Raw genomic sequence first — 16,578 nt, forward strand, 5'->3', positions numbered from 1 at the left:
AAAAATTACGGCTGACTGCATGAGTGTTTTCTCGTTATCCGTGAACTGCTGTGATCGTTGATTCGAGAGCGTGGTTTTTCATTACCAGCCCTGAGCGCCTTCGCTCCAATAGCCGAAGGCGAAGCAGCGGCGGATTGGGTCGACGAGTTCTGGGTTTAGTCTGGCGGCGATCATGCAGGAAGCGTATGTGCCGTGTGCGAGCAGCTTGTAGCCAGCCCCGTTGGATCGATACAGGTATTGAGGGATTTGGTCGTCGCTGAGTGCGGGGTCGCGAGGTAGTTTCTTGATAAAGGTCGGTGTCAGGCCTTGAATCCAATCGGCAGATGAGCGCCCCCAGATGCTGTAAAGACCGTCAAAACCTTGACTAAGCGGATAGTTGCCTTTTACTTGATGATACTTTTCAAGTGCGTCTCGAATTTCAGCCAAATCGCGTAAGCGCTGTTCGTAGCGCGCCATTTCGGACGCGCCGAATGATATGGCACCGGTGGATTTTAGTGCGGATAGGAAGTCATTGTCCCTGGGGATGGCTACTGTCATCTGGGTATCAAAGTCGAAAGACGACGTCTTGTCCTTGACTATATCTAAATAGAGTTTTTTATCTTCATGTAGGGGAGTGGGGCTTAAAAGATCCACTCCGTTGTAATCGGTGCACGGCGAGTCAGTGGCAGCGTGAACGCACAGTGTGAGAGCAAGGTCAGAAAGGCTCCTTAAGTTACTGTCGTACACAATTGATTCGTGGTTGCTTGACGCTGCCTTAATCATCAGCAATGGACGGTACCGATTATAGCCCCATAGAGGATGGTCGTTGAATGTGATGCCGTCGGGGTCGGACTCAAAGTAGTTAGCCGGTGCGCCATGATCGCTTTTTACGATGAACGTTGTTTCGTCGTAAACACCCAAGGCTTTCAGTTTTTCTATGTAGTTTGCTGTTTGCTGAAGAGCGCAGTAGGTTTCGTTAAGTAATCCTTGATAATTTTGGTTCTTGCTGAACCACTCCGCGTTGTCGCTCCTGTAAGCGCAGCTTTCGTCGAAGTCTACGGGGAAGTGAGTGTGCAAAAAATGCATGAAGCGTACTGTACGCTTAGATTCGGTGACGTGTAAGTTTTGGGTCAGGGCTATTAGGTCGTCACGCTGAAGAGTGTTCTGGGCATCCCATGGAGCACCTTGGTGGGCAAGGGTTCGCTCCGCTTTCGAATCTTGCAGATAGGCTTGTTTGAGCGTTTTAAGTTCGTTGATTACAAAATTGGCCAGTACGGGCGATCCAACCCTGGCTGCGATGTGCGGATAAAAGCTTAGAGCGATAGACGCCTGTTCGCTAAAACTATTATTTATGAGGGTTCCGGGAATTATAATATCTGATAGCGTATCGTTGAATGTGCTGTACACACCGTATGTCATTACATCTGAGGAGGCTAATTGCTCGCGCTTTATTGAGTTTTTACTGTCAGTCAGCTTTTTATCTAGAATGCCCGATGTTCCGCTTATCGCCCGGAAGTCCGTGTTTCCATAAATTTCAGACCGTAATGATGCTACAGTTGCCGGAGCTGTCGAGATGGCGTTGTCATAATAAACGAAATCTTTGAAGGAAGCTTTCAAAGAAGGGTGATCTTCGATGACCTGCTTGGCAATGTTGCCGGCGATGCCGTCGAAACTTAGAACGATGACGTTGTTATTTTTGGATAGCCCAGAGAAACGCCCCATAGATGATCCGGTTTCGATAAGTGTGTAGGCTGCAGATCCTAAAGATGTTGATAGTAATATGAGTACGAATGCCAACGTGGCATGTTTTATTTTTGTGTAGGTTAGTAGTGTGAGGATGATGCTTAAACTGGCGACAATTAACAGATTTCGATAGTCAATCGGCAGATCTTCCGGAGAAACCATGCCTGCTTTGCCTGCAAGAGGCAGTATCAATCCTGAGAGAGAAGTCCAGAATATAATAAAGTAAAGAGCTCCAGATGCCAGCCAGTTGAGGCGTAGCCAAGCTAAAGCGGTGCAGGCTAAAAAAAGAATTATGGTTGTTAAGCTTGTCAGTGCGACAGAAAAAAGAAAAAACTCTTTTATGCTGAAATTGACATCGCTCAGTGCTAGGTAAACGATATATAGCGGGATCCATAGAAAAACTGTAGAAGCGGCCGAGAACGAAAGTAATAAGCGTTTTAAGGTGATAGGCATGCAGTTGGCGAGTCCGTTTGCGAGCGTGGGCTGGTTTTTATAAGGCCGATTATTTTATAGGAAAAATCCTAAAGCTTCAGCTTGATTTGCGAACTTTGTTTTCGTTTTGCTGTCCTGGCGCGCTGCTCCTAGCGCGGAAGGGCTCCAGCTTGTGTAGGGGGGGGGCTTTTGGGGAGGGGAAGGTTTTGGAGGTATTCAAAGGTTACTGAAAGCTTCCAATAGCCATATAATCGGCCAGCTGATGGCTCCATATTGGATTGCCGATGATGTTGACTTCTACCCAGAAATGCTCGCGCTTTTAGTGGGCGCCTGCGTTTCAATTGTGTGCAGGCTCGGTACACGGACTGAGGGCTTGGCTGGTGAGACATGATTTGTCGGCATCGTCGATGCCGCGGGGGAATAGCCGCTAAATGGCAGCATTTGCTTAACTCGAAGGTTTGGATTGGGCGGGGTGGTGATTTTTCGGATGTACTCAGGGTTCAAATTGAACGCTTGGCACCGACTGACTGCTTGAACCTGTATATTTTCAGTGTTTTTAAATTTGATTGTGGTCGCCATGTCAACTGTAACCTTATCTAGCGAAAGAAAATTTTCCTGCGAGCCGGACCTAACGATTTTAGATAGTGCGAGAAGAAATGGCGTAGTCCTTGAGTACAGCTGCCGTTCTGGTCGGTGCGGGGTCTGTAAGGCCCATGTGGTCGGTGAAACTCAGGTCATTCATCACGATGAGTCAGCGCTGACGGCGGAAGAAATCGCGTCTGGTTACATTTTGACATGTTGTCGTACAGCTCTGAGTGATGTCCGCTTGAATATCGAGGACTTGGGACAATTCGCTAACATTAAGAGCAAGACTCTCCCTTGTCGGGTGGACTCATTCGAGCCGCTGACAGATGATGTGGTGGAGGTGGTTCTCAGATTGCCGCCCAAAGACCCACTGAATTATCTGCCTGGTCAGTACGTCGATATCATTGGCAAGAGTGGAGTGAGAAGAAGCTACTCCATCGCCAATGCACCGCGGCAGGATGGGCGACTGGAGTTCCAGATCCGCCAAGTCGATGGGGGCGTCATGAGCCAATATTGGTTCGAAGAGCTTGCCAGCAACGACTTGCTACGGCTTGAGGGGCCTCTAGGTACTTTCGCATTGCGCAATACTTCGCCTACAAATCTCGTTTTCCTGGCCACTGGCACAGGGATTGCTCCAATCAAAGCGATTCTCGAACAGTTGCAAGCCGATCCTGCCTTGGTGGCAGGTAAAAAGCTGAGGGTCTACTGGGGTGGTCGTCATGCCCAGGACATTTATTGGACGCCTGAGGTAGGTTCGCTAGCAGTTTCTTTCGTGCCAGTGTTGTCACGTCCTGGCAGCGGTTGGGAAGGGTGTACAGGTTACGTGCAGGATGTGCTTGTGCGCGATGGAATTGACTTGGCTGACGCTGTGGTATACGCCTGCGGTTCCGAACAGATGATTCACTCGGCCAAAGAAAAGCTTGTGACGCTTGGCCTTCCACACAAAAATTTCTATTCCGACGCTTTTGTGAGCTCGAATTAATTAAGGATAAAAGATGAAAGCTGTGATTTTGGCTGGCGGATTAGGCACGCGTCTGAGTGAAGAAACCAGCACCCGGCCTAAACCGATGGTCGAGATTGGTGGTAAGCCAATTTTGTGGCACATCATGAAGATGTATTCGTCTCACGGTATTAACGATTTTATTATTTGCTGTGGCTATAAAGGCTACGTCATCAAAGAGTACTTCGCTAACTACTTCCTTCACATGTCGGACGTGACGTTCAACATGCGTGACAACACCATGCAAGTGCATGACAAGCGCGCCGAAGCCTGGAGTGTGACCCTGGTCGACACCGGCGATGAATCCATGACTGGCGGACGCCTTCGTCGGGTCGCCGACTACGTGAAGGATGAAGAGTCGTTCTGCTTCACCTATGGCGATGGTGTCGGCGATATCGATATCAGTGCATCCATTGCGTTCCACAAGCAGCACGGCAAGGCGGCGACACTCACAGCGACGTATCCGCCAGGGCGCTTTGGCGCATTGGACATTCGCCAAGGGCAGGTACTGAACTTCAAGGAAAAGCCTAAGGGCGACGGCGCTATGATCAATGGCGGCTTTTTTGTCTTGAACCCAGAAGTGTTGGATTACATCACCGACGACAGCAGTGTGTGGGAGCAGGAGCCCTTGATGAATCTGGCTGCCGAGAATCGGCTAATGGCTTTTGAGCATCAGGGGTTCTGGCAGCCGATGGACACCCTGCGCGACAAGCACCATCTCGAAGACCTCTGGACGTCGGGCAAGGCGCCCTGGAAAACTTGGGAGTGAAGATGAAAGCTACTGTCACACCTGACTTCTGGAAAGGTAAAAAGGTATTTCTGACTGGTCATACTGGCTTCAAGGGGAGCTGGCTTTCGCTATGGTTGCAGAGCATGGGCGCCGATTTGATGGGCTACGCTCTTGCGCCGCCCACGACGCCGGCCCTTTTTGACGAGGCCCGTGTCGGTGATGGCATGCAGTCGCACATTGGCGACATTAGAGACTTGCAGGCAATCACCCGCAGCATGGTCGACTATGGTCCGGATATCCTGATTCATATGGCTGCCCAGCCATTGGTCCGACTGTCCTATAAGCAACCGGTCGAGACCTATGCCACGAACGTGATGGGCACGGTGCACGTGCTTGAAGCTGCACGCCAATGCCCTGGCCTGAGGGCGATTGTCAACGTGACCACGGATAAGTGTTACGAAAACCGTGAGTGGGAATGGGGTTATCGGGAGGATGAACCCATGGGTGGGCATGATCCGTACAGCAACAGCAAAGGCTGTATGGAACTGGTCACTTCGGCTTATCGGAACTCATTTTTTGGCAAGGATCAACCCGTTGCCCTGGCATCGGCGCGGGCTGGCAATGTGATTGGTGGTGGCGATTGGGCGGAAGATCGTCTGATTCCAGATATACTCACCGCCTTTGAAAAGCAGCAACCAGTGGTTATCCGCAATCCCCAGGCAACCCGACCATGGCAGCATGTGCTGGAGCCACTAAGTGGCTATTTGGTATTGGCTGAGAATTTATGGGCGCGTGGTCAGGATGTCGCACAGGGCTGGAACTTCGGTCCTAAGGACGAAGATGCCCGCCCCGTGGACTGGATTTTGGACCATATGGTGAACACGTGGGGCGAGGGTGCAAGCTGGGCTTTGGACCGAAATCCCCAGCCTCATGAAGCTCGTTATTTAAAGCTCGACGTGTCAAAAGCCCGCGCACATCTGCACTGGTCGCCCACGTGGTCTTTGGAGACAACGCTGGCTTATATCGTGAAGTGGCACAGAGCTTGGCTCAGCGGAAATGACGTACACGCTCTGTGCCTCGCAGAAATCAATGCCTATATGGCCGCTATGTCTTCATGCGGCAAGTAACTCATATTTTTTAAGCAGGAAACGCTATGACACCCGATATGCTTCGCCAGGAAATCAGTAAGCTCGTTGAGCAGTACGCTCAAGTCGCCCTGGCGCCAAAACCTTTTGTGGCCGGTGAAAGCGTTATCCCGCCTTCGGGAAAAGTTATTGGGGCTCGCGAGCTGCAATTGATGGTTGAAGCCTCCCTGGATGGTTGGCTGACAACGGGTCGTTTCAATGCTGAGTTTGAGCGCAAGCTGGCTGAGTTCTTGGGCGTAAAGTTTGCGCTGTCGGTCAACTCGGGCTCTTCCGCCAACCTGGTTGCCTTCAGCACGCTGACGTCGCCCAAGCTGGGCGAGCGGGCAATCAAGAAGGGCGACGAAGTGATTGGCGTAGCCGCTGGCTTCCCGACCACGGTAAACCCAATTGTGCAGTTCGGCGCCATCCCAGTGTTTGTCGACGTCGATATGAAGACGCACAACATTGATGTGAACCTGATCGAAGCTGCAATTACACCTAAGACCAAAGCCATCATGCTCGCCCATACACTGGGCAATCCTTTCGATTTGGGAGCGGTCAAAGCGATCTGTGAAAAGCATAACCTGTGGCTGATCGAGGACTGCTGTGACGCGCTGGGTGCTACGTACGACGGTAAGCTGGTCGGTACATTCGGTGATATCTCTACCCTGAGTTTTTACCCGGCTCACCACATCACGATGGGGGAGGGTGGCGCAGTATTCACTAACAGCCCACAGTTGAAAGTGATTGCCGAGTCCTTTCGCGACTGGGGCCGTGACTGCTACTGCGCGCCAGGCTGTGACAACACTTGTGGCGATCGCTTTGGTCAACAGTTTGGCAGCCTGCCTGCCGGCTATGACCATAAATACGTCTACGCGCACCTGGGTTACAACCTCAAGATCACCGATATGCAAGCTGCCTGCGGCCTCGCACAGCTGGATCGTGCTCAGGAGTTCATTGACACCCGCAAGCGCAACTACGTGCTGTTGAAGGAGCGGTTGAGCAGCTTGTCCGACTTCCTGGAAATCGCCGAGGCGACGCCAAACAGTGATCCGTCGTGGTTTGGTTTCCCTGTGACGCTGAAGGAAAGCTCGGGCGTCCAGCGTGTCGATCTGCTGAAGTTCCTCGACCAGAACAACATCGGTTCCCGTTTGTTGTTTGCAGGCAACCTGACACGGCAACCTTACTTCCAGGGACTTGAGTACCGCGTGGTTGGTGAGCTGACTAACACCGATCGGACGATGAACCAGACGTTCTGGCTGGGTATCTATCCTGGCTTGGGCTCGGAGCAGTTCGAGTACATTGGCGAGAAGCTCGAAGAGTTTTTCGGTATTAATTTTTAAGTATGAAAAAAATACTCCTGACGGGTGTAACCGGGTTTCTGGGGAATGCGCTCGCTCGTCATTGGCTGGGCGCTGGTTACGAGGTTTCTGCTTTGATTCGCTCGACATCGCGTCGAGCTCGAGTCGAAGGTCTTGCGGGTAACATCCACCTTTATCGTTACGGAGGCGATGAGGATGTTTTTTCCACAATCGCAAATGTAGCGCCTGATTACATTGTTCATACAGCATGCTCGTATGGTCGAGCAGGGGAATCTCTTGTCAGTATTTTTGACGCAAATGTGCGTTTTGGACTCCTGTTGCTTGAGGGAGCAAAGTCACTTAATAAAAAAGTGGCTTTTTTAAATACAGGTACGATTCTTGACCCAGCTGTCAGCAGTTACGCCATGTCCAAACAAAGTTTCAGTGCCATTGGGGCGCTTCAAGCAGCCCAAGGCGGCAGCGGCATCAAGTTTATAAATGTCGCCTTGCAGCATATGTATGGTCCTGGTGATGATAATAGTAAATTTACGACCCATGTTATTAGTTCCTGCTTAGCGAACGTAGATCGATTGAGTCTTGCATCAGGGGTTCAACAAAGGGATTTTGTTTTTATTGACGATGTTGTAAGTGCATACGATGTAATGCTCTCGAATATGAACAGCCTGGCAGATGTTGAAACAATTGAGGTTGGCTCGGGTGAGGCGGTGCCGGTGAAAAGTTTTGTAGAAACAGTTCACTCTATGACGGCTTCTCTTACGAAACTCGAATTTGGTGTCGTTCCCTATCGAGCTAACGAAGCAATGTTTTTTCAGGCTGACATTAATCGCATTAGCTCCCTTGGCTGGTTGCCTACTACTTCACTAGCGGCCGGCATACAAAAAACAATTGATAAGGATCGTGTGCAATGAAACTGCTTATTACAGGCGGCTGTGGATTTCTTGGCAGTAACTTAGCGTCTGACGCCATCCAGCGCGGGGATGAAGTTGTTATCTTTGATAGCTTATATCGCAGTGGCTCAAGGGAAAACCTAGCTTGGCTGCAAAGTCAAGGGACTTTGAGCTTTGAGCACGGCGATATTCGAAATCAAAATGATATTGTTCGGATTGTACAGTCATTCGTACCAGATGTGATATTTCATCTTGCTGGGCAAGTTGCAATGACCACCTCAATAGCAAATCCACGTATGGATTTTGAAGTGAATGTCATGGGTACTCATAACCTTCTTGAAGCTGTGCGCTTACATGCTCCAGAGGCGATTGTAGTCTATTCCTCGACTAATAAAGTATATGGAGATCTGGAGCAGTTTTCTTATCGTGAAACGGAAACGCGATATGAGTGCCTTGACAGGCTGAACGGCTTTGACGAAACCACTCAGCTCGACTTCCATTCTCCATATGGCTGCTCTAAAGGAGCGGCTGACCAATATATGTTGGATTATGCACGAATTTTTGGCCTGAATACCGTGGTCTTTCGCCACTCATCTATGTATGGCGGACGTCAGTTTGCGACCTATGACCAAGGATGGGTTGGCTGGTTCTGTCAGAAAGCAATTGAATTGAAAACTGGTAAAAGCAACGCTCCATTTACTATCTCAGGTACTGGTAAACAGGTCCGAGATGTATTGCACGCGAATGACATTAAAACGTTATATCTGAGTGCGGTAAATAATATCGATAAGGCCAAAGGGCATGCCTTCAATGTTGGAGGCGGAGTTGTCAATAGCCTTTCGTTGTTGGAGTTGTTTGGGTTGCTGAATGAAATTAATGATATTGACTTGAAGTATACCAAGCTGCCTGTTCGTGAGAGTGATCAGAGAGTGTTTGTAGCCGATATCACTAAAGCCCATGAGTTGCTAAGTTGGAAGCCCGTAGTTACGTCAAGAGAGGGTGTAACTAAAATGGTGGATTGGGTGAGTCAGCAGTAATGTCCGATAATGTTACCGCTGAGCGAACGCGTAACTATTTGACGCAGGTCAAGGGCTCTGTTTTATATAAGGGAGGGGCTGTCGCGGCCTCTTTCTTGGCAATCCCTATTATGATTTCATATTTGGGGGGAGTTAAGTTCGGTATATGGTCAACGCTACTAACGATTATGTCCTGGGTTGTTTTTTTTGATTTGGGTATTGGTAACGGGCTCCGCAATAAAGTTGCAGAGTCGTTGGCCTGCGGACAAGAGGCATTGGCTCGTAGTTACGTCTCTTCTGCATATAGTTTGATAGGCGGTTTTGCTTGCGCCATTTGGTTAGTGTTTTTGTTTTTTTCCTACAGATTTTCTTGGCAAGTGGTTTTCAATACGGTTACTGTTTCGGAGGAGGAGCTTAGATATTCTGTTTTGATTGTCGCTGCTTTTATGCTATTGAATTTTTGGGTGGGGCTTGTTACAGCATTGCTGGGAGCGGTACAGAGAAGCGCTTTGATCTCTCTAGGGCAGTTGATAACCAATGTTTTTGCGCTGGTTGTTACTTACGGGCTGTTTTGTTTTACTGACGCTCATATCAGTTATTTGGCATGGATGTATGGTGTCGGTTTGTTAGGTGGAAACTTAGTACTGAGTTTTTGGTTTTTTAAAAATTATAAATATTTGATACCGTGTTTTCACTTGGATCGCAAGCATCTTATGCCTCTGCTATCTGTTGGTGTTCGGTTTTTTGTTATTCAACTTGCGGTTCTCGTAGTGTTTACGACAGACAAGATATTGATTACCCAGTTGTTTGGGCCGGAGCACGTTACGCAATATGAGGTGGTTTTTAAGCTGTTTAGTATTGTCACATTTTTGCATACGCTTATTTCGTCGCCGCTGTGGTCTGCATATACCGATGCCTATCATCGTGAAGATACCTCTTGGATCATTAAGATGCTGTGTACGCAGTTAAAGTTATATGTTGTTGTTATTGTGGCGCTCTGTACGTTGGTTTTTTTTGCCGGATTTATTGTCGGGCTTTGGATTGGGGCTGAATTTGTGGTTTCTATTTCCTTGGTTATATTTGTCGCATTTTTCGTTGCGGTATCTACATGGAATAATATTTTCGCGATTATGTTGAACGGCGCTGGAGCGGTTAATGTCCAACTATACACGGCACTTGCAGCGATGGTTGTCAATATACCTCTGGCTCTTCTGATGGTTAAAGGATTTGGTATGGGTGTTGAAGGCGTGGTATTCGCGGCTACTCTGAGTCTTGTTTTTTCGGCCGTGTTGTTGCCCTTGCAGGTGTATAGGCTTACTCGGGTAGAGCTATCTGGTATACGATGAATTAATGCTCGTAGTTTCGCAGATTGATTTATAATTTTAATGGGTGATTGGAATTTATGGTGTCTACACAATCTTTGGTGAGTATTCTAATTCCCGTCTACAATCGTGCAGCCATCATTGCAGAAACGTTGAATTCTGCGTTAGCTCAAACTTACGCGAATATAGAGGTCGTGATTGTCGATAATGCGAGTGTCGATGGGACATGGGACATTATTTGCGATTATGCAAAAACAGATCCTCGGGTTAGAGCGTTTCGTAATCAGGAAAATTTAGGGCCAGTGCGTAACTGGTTGCGTTGTGTTGAAGAGGCGAAAGGTGAGTTTGCTAAAATATTGTGGTCTGATGATCTGATAGCACCTGAGTTTCTGACCAAAACAATCCCGTATTTTGAGGATCCCCGAGTGGGCTTTGTATATACGGCAACAAAGATCTTCACCGTGCGGCCCGATGATGGGGTGCTTTCTTACTGCGCTGGCGCTTCAGGTGTTTATGATGCTGAAAACTTTATTAAAGGGGATTTCAACGCCAAAAATTATCCGCTTTCACCAGGGTGTGCGATTTTTTATCTCAAAGATGTAAAAAACAACCTTCTGTTGCAAGTGCCTAATTCAGTTGGCAGCGATTTTTCAATGCATGCTATTGGTAATGACTTATTGTTGTTTTTACTTACGGCACACCAATATGAAAAATTTGCGCATGTATCTGAGGTTTTGTCCTATTTTCGTGCTCATCCAGGGTCAATAAGTATTGGCTCTACTGATGGCAAGTTGCCGCTTCACTATAATCTTGCTAGGGCGCATTTTGCAGAGATTTATCGGAATGATTTGATCGGTTTGCTCAATGCCAGGATTTTTTTTGATCTGAGGCGGTATCCTGAGAAGTATAAATTTTCTCTTAATGATATCTCCGATTTTTATCTTTCTAAGGAAAAGTCACATGTTCGAATTTTTTGGCTGTCAGCGGTTTTTTTGCGGAAAGTAGTTGTTCGTTGCTCTAGGTGGTTCAGGCCTCGCCACTCATGATGTTGCAGCGAGGCAAAATCCTAGGTTTAATGGTTTTCTGAGAGAAAGTTGTCATGAGTGCTAATTTTTCTGAAGTAGTCCGACTCGAAGGGGGGCGTCGGCTCCAGGGTGTTAATCCTTGGTCCCTTGGATGTTCAGCGCGAGTAACTATTGTTACAGTGGTCTTTAATGACGTGCTCCACTTGCAGCGGACGATTGATAGTATCGCTTCCCAGACGTATAAAAATATAGAGCATATTGTTATTGATGGCCGAAGCCGCGATGGGACGCTCGATATAATTCAGCGTTGCGGGTCAATTGACTATTGGCTGAGTGAGGGTGATAACGGTATATATGACGCCATGAATAAGGGCGTAAGATGTTCTAGTGGTGAGTGGATAAATTTTATGAACTCGGGCGACATTTTTTTCGATGAAAAGGTCGTTGAGAGTGTTTTTGTTGGCCGTGAAAGCTCGTCGACTGATCTTGTCTACGGAGACGTCGAAATTGATTACGGAGAATTCAGAAAAATACGGCGTGCGGGAGATGTTAATAATCTTAAGCGGGGTATGCAGTTTAGCCATCAATCATTGTTTGCCAGGCGTGCTATTCTTTTAGATCTAGGGCTTGACTCGTCCTATCGTACAGCTGCTGATTATAATTTTATCGTTTCGTCATGGGCTAAAAATTATCGCTTCAGTCGTGTAGATCTTGTAGTTAGTAGCGTAAGTTCTGGTGGGGTTTCAGATGTTCGCCGTTTGGAGAGCCATAACCAACGGGTGAAAATTCTGGGTGCGCATGTAAGGTTGTCAACCCAAGACAAAATCCGTATGTACTCACAGCAGCTATATATTAGGGGGGCTGATGCTTTGAAGTTGGTTATGCCTGAGCGCTTAACTAATTGGGTTAAAAGGCTAAAATGATAGATCAGGCTGTAGGTCTTTATGTGAGTTTTTTTTTGCTATTGCTGATGGTTTTGTTTAATGTTGCTTACTGCTTTAAGAAGTTTGATGTTGTGTTTGTTTTTGCCAACGTTCATTTGAGCTCTTTGATGTTGTACTTTACCTATCAGTCAGGGTTGTTGAGTCCGATGCATTGGTGGGAGTTGTTGTTGCTGTTGTCTTATTTGCTTGGGTTTATACTTGGGTATGCCTTGCATTACTTTACTTCGCCCAAGACATCTATTTTGCTTAGTGTGCCGTATGATGGGAAAAGGCTGTTTTTGCTGAATTTTGTGGGATTTGTTTTTTTTATTGTGGCTTTTCTTTATGAGTTGGCTAAGGCTGGTTGGGTTCCTCCATTGTTGGCAGCTGACAAGCTGTCGGCTTATTACAATTTCCCGCAGACGTTTGTTCACTACTTAGTGGTTTGTGGTATTGCTGTTAGTGCAGTATTTGTATTTATTGCTGAGCGTTATTCGTATCGTAAACTTTTCTGCTACTCTTTTACTATTGTAATCGCTATTGCCCAGATGGCGACTTTGGCGAGAGCGGTGCTGATGACTCAGCTATTTATGGTGGTTTTTATAATTGTAAGAGAACGCAATATTTTATTTCGTTGGAAGAAGCTAATCGTGGGCGCGGTATTGGGCATGACGATTATCACCGTTTTTGGCACGATGCGAACCTCTTCTGATCCAAATGCTCTCCTCGAAATTGGGTTGTTGGATGGGTGGCCGAGTTGGTCACTGCCTTTTGCCTGGATATATTTGTATTTCACGACTCCGCTAGAAAATGTTCACGATGTTTTTAATTATTTTGATCAAGGGTTTGGCTATGGCTTGCATACTTTTTTGAAACCTTTTTTTAATCTATTCCAAGCCAAAGAATATTATGCGTCGCTTTTTACATTGCGTCCCCCCTCTGCTGGTGGGTTCAATACTTATGGTTATTATCTCGAGGTTTTTTTAGATTTTGGTTATTTCGGGTCTATCTATACGTTATTTTTGGGGTACGTTTCACGGTGGATTGTAACGAGCCGTTCGCTGACTCTGTATTTATTTTCCTCTTATTGGGTGTATGCCGTATTTACTTCGGCCATCAATATGTATTTTAATGAATTTTTTACTTTGGTTTACCTGGCTTACTTTGCTTTGGTAGTGTTTTTTTCTAGGGTTGTACTATTTTCGCGCTCCAGAAGTCTCTGATGGCGCTGGATTGTCGGTAAAGGGATTGAGGGTTAGGGGATTAAAATGAAATTGGCATTTGATTATCAGATTTTCACTCTCCAAACTTACGGCGGTATATCTCGCTATTATGTTAGTCTGGCCGAGCAGTTACTTGCATTGGGGCAGTCACCAAAAATATTTGCCCCCTATCATTGCAACGAGTATCTCTCCAAGGCATCGCCTGAAATCGTAGAAGGCAAACGGATTTCGAGAAAAAACTCAAAGTTAATGCGCTTAAGTCTTCCAGTTAATCAGATGCTGTCAAATAGCAGAATGGGGTCTTGGGCGCCCGACGTAGCTCATGAAACATATTTTTCGATGTTCAATGCGTCTCGCCGTTCTTGCCCAACGGTATTGACCGTCTACGACATGGTGCATGAAAAGTTTCCTGAAGAGTTCTCCCGGTGGGGTAATATCAGCGCTCGCAAACGCGTCGCCGTAGAGCGAGCAGATCATGTCATTTGTATTTCGGAAAGTACCCGGAATGACTTGATTCAAACCTTCGATGTCGAGGAGTCGAAAGTTTCAGTTGTTTATCTTGGGTTTGATGATTTTGCCGGATCCAGTACGCATATGGAAATTGTCGGCGCATCCAGTCGTCCTTACCTTCTATTCGTCGGAAATAGAACAGGCTACAAAAATTTTCACGGCTTTTTGAAGGCGTTCGCTTTGTCGCCTGCTTTGAAAGCAGACTACGATATCGCCTGTTTTGGTGGTGGCGCCTTCACTGCGGCTGAGATGGAGCAGATTCGCACGTTAGGTTTGTCTTTGGATCGTGTGGTTCATCGGGGGGGGAGTGATAAAATTCTGGGAGAGCTGTACAGCCAGGCAGTAGCTTTTGTATACCCCTCAATGTATGAGGGCTTTGGGTTGCCACCCTTGGAGGCTATGGCTAAGGGGTGTCCTGTCATTGTCAGCCATTCGAGCTCCATGCCCGAGGTTGTTGGTGATGCCGGTTGCTATTTCGACCCGCACTCGATTGATGACATGTCATCAGCGATGGAGAAAGTCGTTTTCTCTTCATCTCAAAGACAATCACTTGTCAGTGCCGGTTATAATCGGCTCCGAAAATTTTCGTGGGCTTCCTGTGCCGAGAAAACTATGGATGTTTACACTCAAGTAGTGAGGTGATTATTGGATCGTGACCAAAAAGTCGCACTGATCTGCGGCGCCAGTGGACAGGATGGTTCCTACCTAGCCAAATTTTTGTTGGGCAAGGGCTATGTTGTATGGGCCAGCTCCCGGGACGCGCAAGGTGCCTCTTTCGGTAACTGGGCTCGCATCGGAATCGAGCCTGGGCAAATAAAGACACTCTCTATGGTGCCGGAAGATTTTCGGAGTGTGTTCATGGCACTTCGTAAAAGTGACCCGGACGAAATTTATTATTTAGCCGGTCAATCGTCTGTCGGCTTGTCCTTCGAGCAGCCAGCAGAGACGATTCAGAGTATTACCTTGGGTACGCTAAACATGCTGGAGGCATGCCGAATGGCCGAGCGTCCAGTCAGGCTTTACCAAGCGGGATCGAGTGAATGCTTCGGCGATACACTTGGCGAAGCCGCCAATGAGGCAACGCCTTTGAAGCCTTCAAGCCCCTATGCGGTTGCTAAGGCCTCAGCCTATTGGCTGGTTGAGAATTACCGTACGGCTTATAACTTGTACGCGTGTACGGGGATCTTGTTTAACCATGAGTCGCCGTTGCGGCCCACTCGTTTTGTAACGCAGAAAATCATTAGCACTGCCAGCCGTATCGCCAGCGGATCGGCTGAGAAGCTGAAACTAGGTAGACTCGACATTTCTCGTGATTGGGGCTGGGCCCCTGAATATGTTGAAGCCATGTGGCTCATGCTTCAGCAGGATGTTCCCGAGGATTACGTTATTGCTACGGGAACCACGGTGACCCTGGAGGAGTTTGTGGCAGAGGTCTTTCGCTGCCTAGGTCTCGACTGGAAGGATCATGTTGTAGTAGACGCTGAATTCTTGCGTCCTACCGATTTATTGGTCAGTCGCGCAGATCCGTCCAAAGCTGAAAGGCAGCTTGGCTGGAAAGCGCGTTACAAGGTTGCAGATGTTGTAAAGGGCATGCTGGGCTAGAAGCTGGTTTTATTTAAAAGGAAAATTTTATGTCGGTTAAAAAAGCGCTTATCACGGGTATCACAGGCCAGGACGGCTCCTATCTTGCCGAGTTTTTGCTTGAGAAAGGCTACGAAGTCCACGGCATCAAGCGCCGTGCCTCGTCCTTCAACACCCAGCGCGTGGACCACATCTACCAAGACCCGCATGTCGACAATCAGAATTTCGTCCTGCACTACGGCGACCTGACCGACTCCTCCAACCTCACCCGCATCATTCAGGAAGTGCAGCCGGACGAGGTTTATAACCTCGGCGCACAATCCCACGTTGCCGTGAGTTTCGAGTCGCCTGAGTACACCGCTGACGTTGATGCCATGGGCACCTTGCGTATCCTGGAAGCCATCCGTCTGCTGGGTCTTGAAAAGAAAACCAAGTTTTACCAGGCGTCGACCTCCGAGCTGTATGGTCTGGTACAGGAAATTCCCCAGAAAGAGACCACGCCTTTCTACCCTCGCTCCCCTTATGCGGTAGCGAAAATGTATGCGTACTGGATCACGGTCAACTACCGCGAAGCCTATGGCATGTATGCCTGCAACGGCATTCTGTTCAACCATGAATCTCCGCGCCGTGGCGAAACATTCGTAACCCGCAAGATCACTCGTGCCTTGGCCAATATCTCGCAGGGCCTGGAGAAGTGCGTTTTTCTTGGCAACATGGATGCGCTGCGTGATTGGGGTCATGCGAAGGACTACGTGCGCATGCAGTGGATGATGCTGCAACAGGACGAGCCTGAAGATTTCGTCATTGCCACGGGCGTCCAGTACTCGGTACGTGAGTTCGTGCGTTGGTCGGCTGCTGAGCTGGGCATTGAGTTGCGTTTCGAAGGTACGGGCGTTGACGAAGTTGCTGTCGTTGCTGCGATCAACGGTGACAAAGCGCCGGCGTTGAATGTGGGTGATGTTGTGGTTCGGGTTGACCCGCGCTACTTCCGTCCTGCCGAAGTGGAAACCTTGCTGGGTGATCCGACCAAAGCCAAGACCAAGCTGGGCTGGACCCCGGAAATTACCGTTCAGGAAATGTGTGCCGAGATGGTGCGTGAAGACTTGAAAGTAGCGCAGCGTCATGCCTTGCTCAAGCAGCACGGGCACGAGGTTCCTGTTGCAACGGAGAACTGAT

Annotated in this window: 14 protein-coding genes; 13 read left to right on the plus strand and 1 reads right to left on the minus strand. The window is 48.1% G+C overall.

Going from position 1 to position 16,578, the window contains the following annotated elements; all coding sequences use genetic code 11:
- Positions 1 to 81 precede the first annotated feature (81 nt).
- Positions 82 to 2,175 (minus strand): sulfatase-like hydrolase/transferase, encoded by a 2,094-nt coding sequence (locus NDJ82_RS10220; protein WP_250925394.1) that lies wholly within the window; start codon positions 2,173 to 2,175, stop codon positions 82 to 84.
- A 556-nt stretch (positions 2,176 to 2,731) separates the two neighbouring features.
- Here NDJ82_RS10220 and NDJ82_RS10225 point away from each other — a divergent pair.
- The 13 genes from NDJ82_RS10225 to gmd are packed head-to-tail and all read left to right on the plus strand — an operon-like array spanning position 2,732 to position 16,577.
- Positions 2,732 to 3,721, plus strand: a complete 990-nt coding sequence (locus NDJ82_RS10225; protein WP_250925395.1) for an FAD-binding oxidoreductase — start codon at positions 2,732 to 2,734, stop codon at positions 3,719 to 3,721.
- 13 nt (positions 3,722 to 3,734) lie between these two features.
- Positions 3,735 to 4,508, plus strand: a complete 774-nt coding sequence (gene rfbF / locus NDJ82_RS10230) for a glucose-1-phosphate cytidylyltransferase (RefSeq protein ID WP_191947457.1) — start codon at positions 3,735 to 3,737, stop codon at positions 4,506 to 4,508.
- 2 nt (positions 4,509 to 4,510) lie between these two features.
- The gene (rfbG, locus tag NDJ82_RS10235) at positions 4,511 to 5,596 is read left to right on the plus strand and encodes a CDP-glucose 4,6-dehydratase (RefSeq protein ID WP_191947456.1); all 1,086 of its coding nucleotides are present in this window, start codon (positions 4,511 to 4,513) and stop codon (positions 5,594 to 5,596) included.
- Between the two features lie 26 nt (positions 5,597 to 5,622).
- The gene (gene rfbH / locus NDJ82_RS10240; RefSeq protein ID WP_250925396.1) at positions 5,623 to 6,936 is read left to right on the plus strand and encodes a lipopolysaccharide biosynthesis protein RfbH; all 1,314 of its coding nucleotides are present in this window, start codon (positions 5,623 to 5,625) and stop codon (positions 6,934 to 6,936) included.
- 2 nt (positions 6,937 to 6,938) lie between these two features.
- Positions 6,939 to 7,823 (plus strand): NAD-dependent epimerase/dehydratase family protein, encoded by an 885-nt coding sequence (locus NDJ82_RS10245; RefSeq protein WP_250925397.1) that lies wholly within the window; start codon positions 6,939 to 6,941, stop codon positions 7,821 to 7,823.
- A complete protein-coding gene (locus tag NDJ82_RS10250; protein ID WP_250925398.1) occupies positions 7,820 to 8,839 on the plus strand; it encodes a GDP-mannose 4,6-dehydratase in 1,020 nt (339 codons plus the stop codon). The genes NDJ82_RS10245 and NDJ82_RS10250 overlap by 4 nt, the downstream gene beginning before the upstream one ends.
- Positions 8,839 to 10,164, plus strand: coding sequence for an oligosaccharide flippase family protein (locus NDJ82_RS10255; protein WP_250925399.1), 1,326 nt, complete (start codon positions 8,839 to 8,841; stop codon positions 10,162 to 10,164). The genes NDJ82_RS10250 and NDJ82_RS10255 overlap by 1 nt, the downstream gene beginning before the upstream one ends.
- Before the next feature lie 56 nt (positions 10,165 to 10,220).
- A complete protein-coding gene (locus NDJ82_RS10260) occupies positions 10,221 to 11,186 on the plus strand; it encodes a glycosyltransferase family 2 protein (RefSeq protein ID WP_502941229.1) in 966 nt (321 codons plus the stop codon).
- 53 nt (positions 11,187 to 11,239) lie between these two features.
- Positions 11,240 to 12,088 carry a glycosyltransferase family 2 protein gene (locus tag NDJ82_RS10265; RefSeq protein ID WP_250925401.1) on the plus strand — a complete coding sequence of 283 codons (849 nt, stop codon included), beginning with the start codon at positions 11,240 to 11,242 and terminating at the stop codon, positions 12,086 to 12,088.
- Complete coding sequence (locus NDJ82_RS10270) at positions 12,085 to 13,311, plus strand: O-antigen polymerase (protein ID WP_250925402.1); 1,227 nt, start codon at positions 12,085 to 12,087, stop codon at positions 13,309 to 13,311. The genes NDJ82_RS10265 and NDJ82_RS10270 overlap by 4 nt, the downstream gene beginning before the upstream one ends.
- Before the next feature lie 45 nt (positions 13,312 to 13,356).
- On the plus strand, positions 13,357 to 14,463 hold the full coding sequence (locus tag NDJ82_RS10275) for a glycosyltransferase family 4 protein (protein ID WP_250925403.1): 1,107 nt from the start codon (positions 13,357 to 13,359) through the stop codon (positions 14,461 to 14,463).
- A 3-nt stretch (positions 14,464 to 14,466) separates the two neighbouring features.
- A complete protein-coding gene (locus NDJ82_RS10280; protein WP_284738582.1) occupies positions 14,467 to 15,423 on the plus strand; it encodes a GDP-mannose 4,6-dehydratase in 957 nt (318 codons plus the stop codon).
- Between the two features lie 29 nt (positions 15,424 to 15,452).
- Entirely contained in the window at positions 15,453 to 16,577 is a 1,125-nt protein-coding gene (gene gmd, locus NDJ82_RS10285) for a GDP-mannose 4,6-dehydratase (RefSeq protein ID WP_122306734.1), read from the plus strand.
- Position 16,578: the final 1 nt, after the last annotated feature.

Source organism: Pseudomonas sp. SR18, assembly GCF_023701505.1.
Classification (GTDB): domain Bacteria; phylum Pseudomonadota; class Gammaproteobacteria; order Pseudomonadales; family Pseudomonadaceae; genus Aquipseudomonas; species Aquipseudomonas cyclaminis.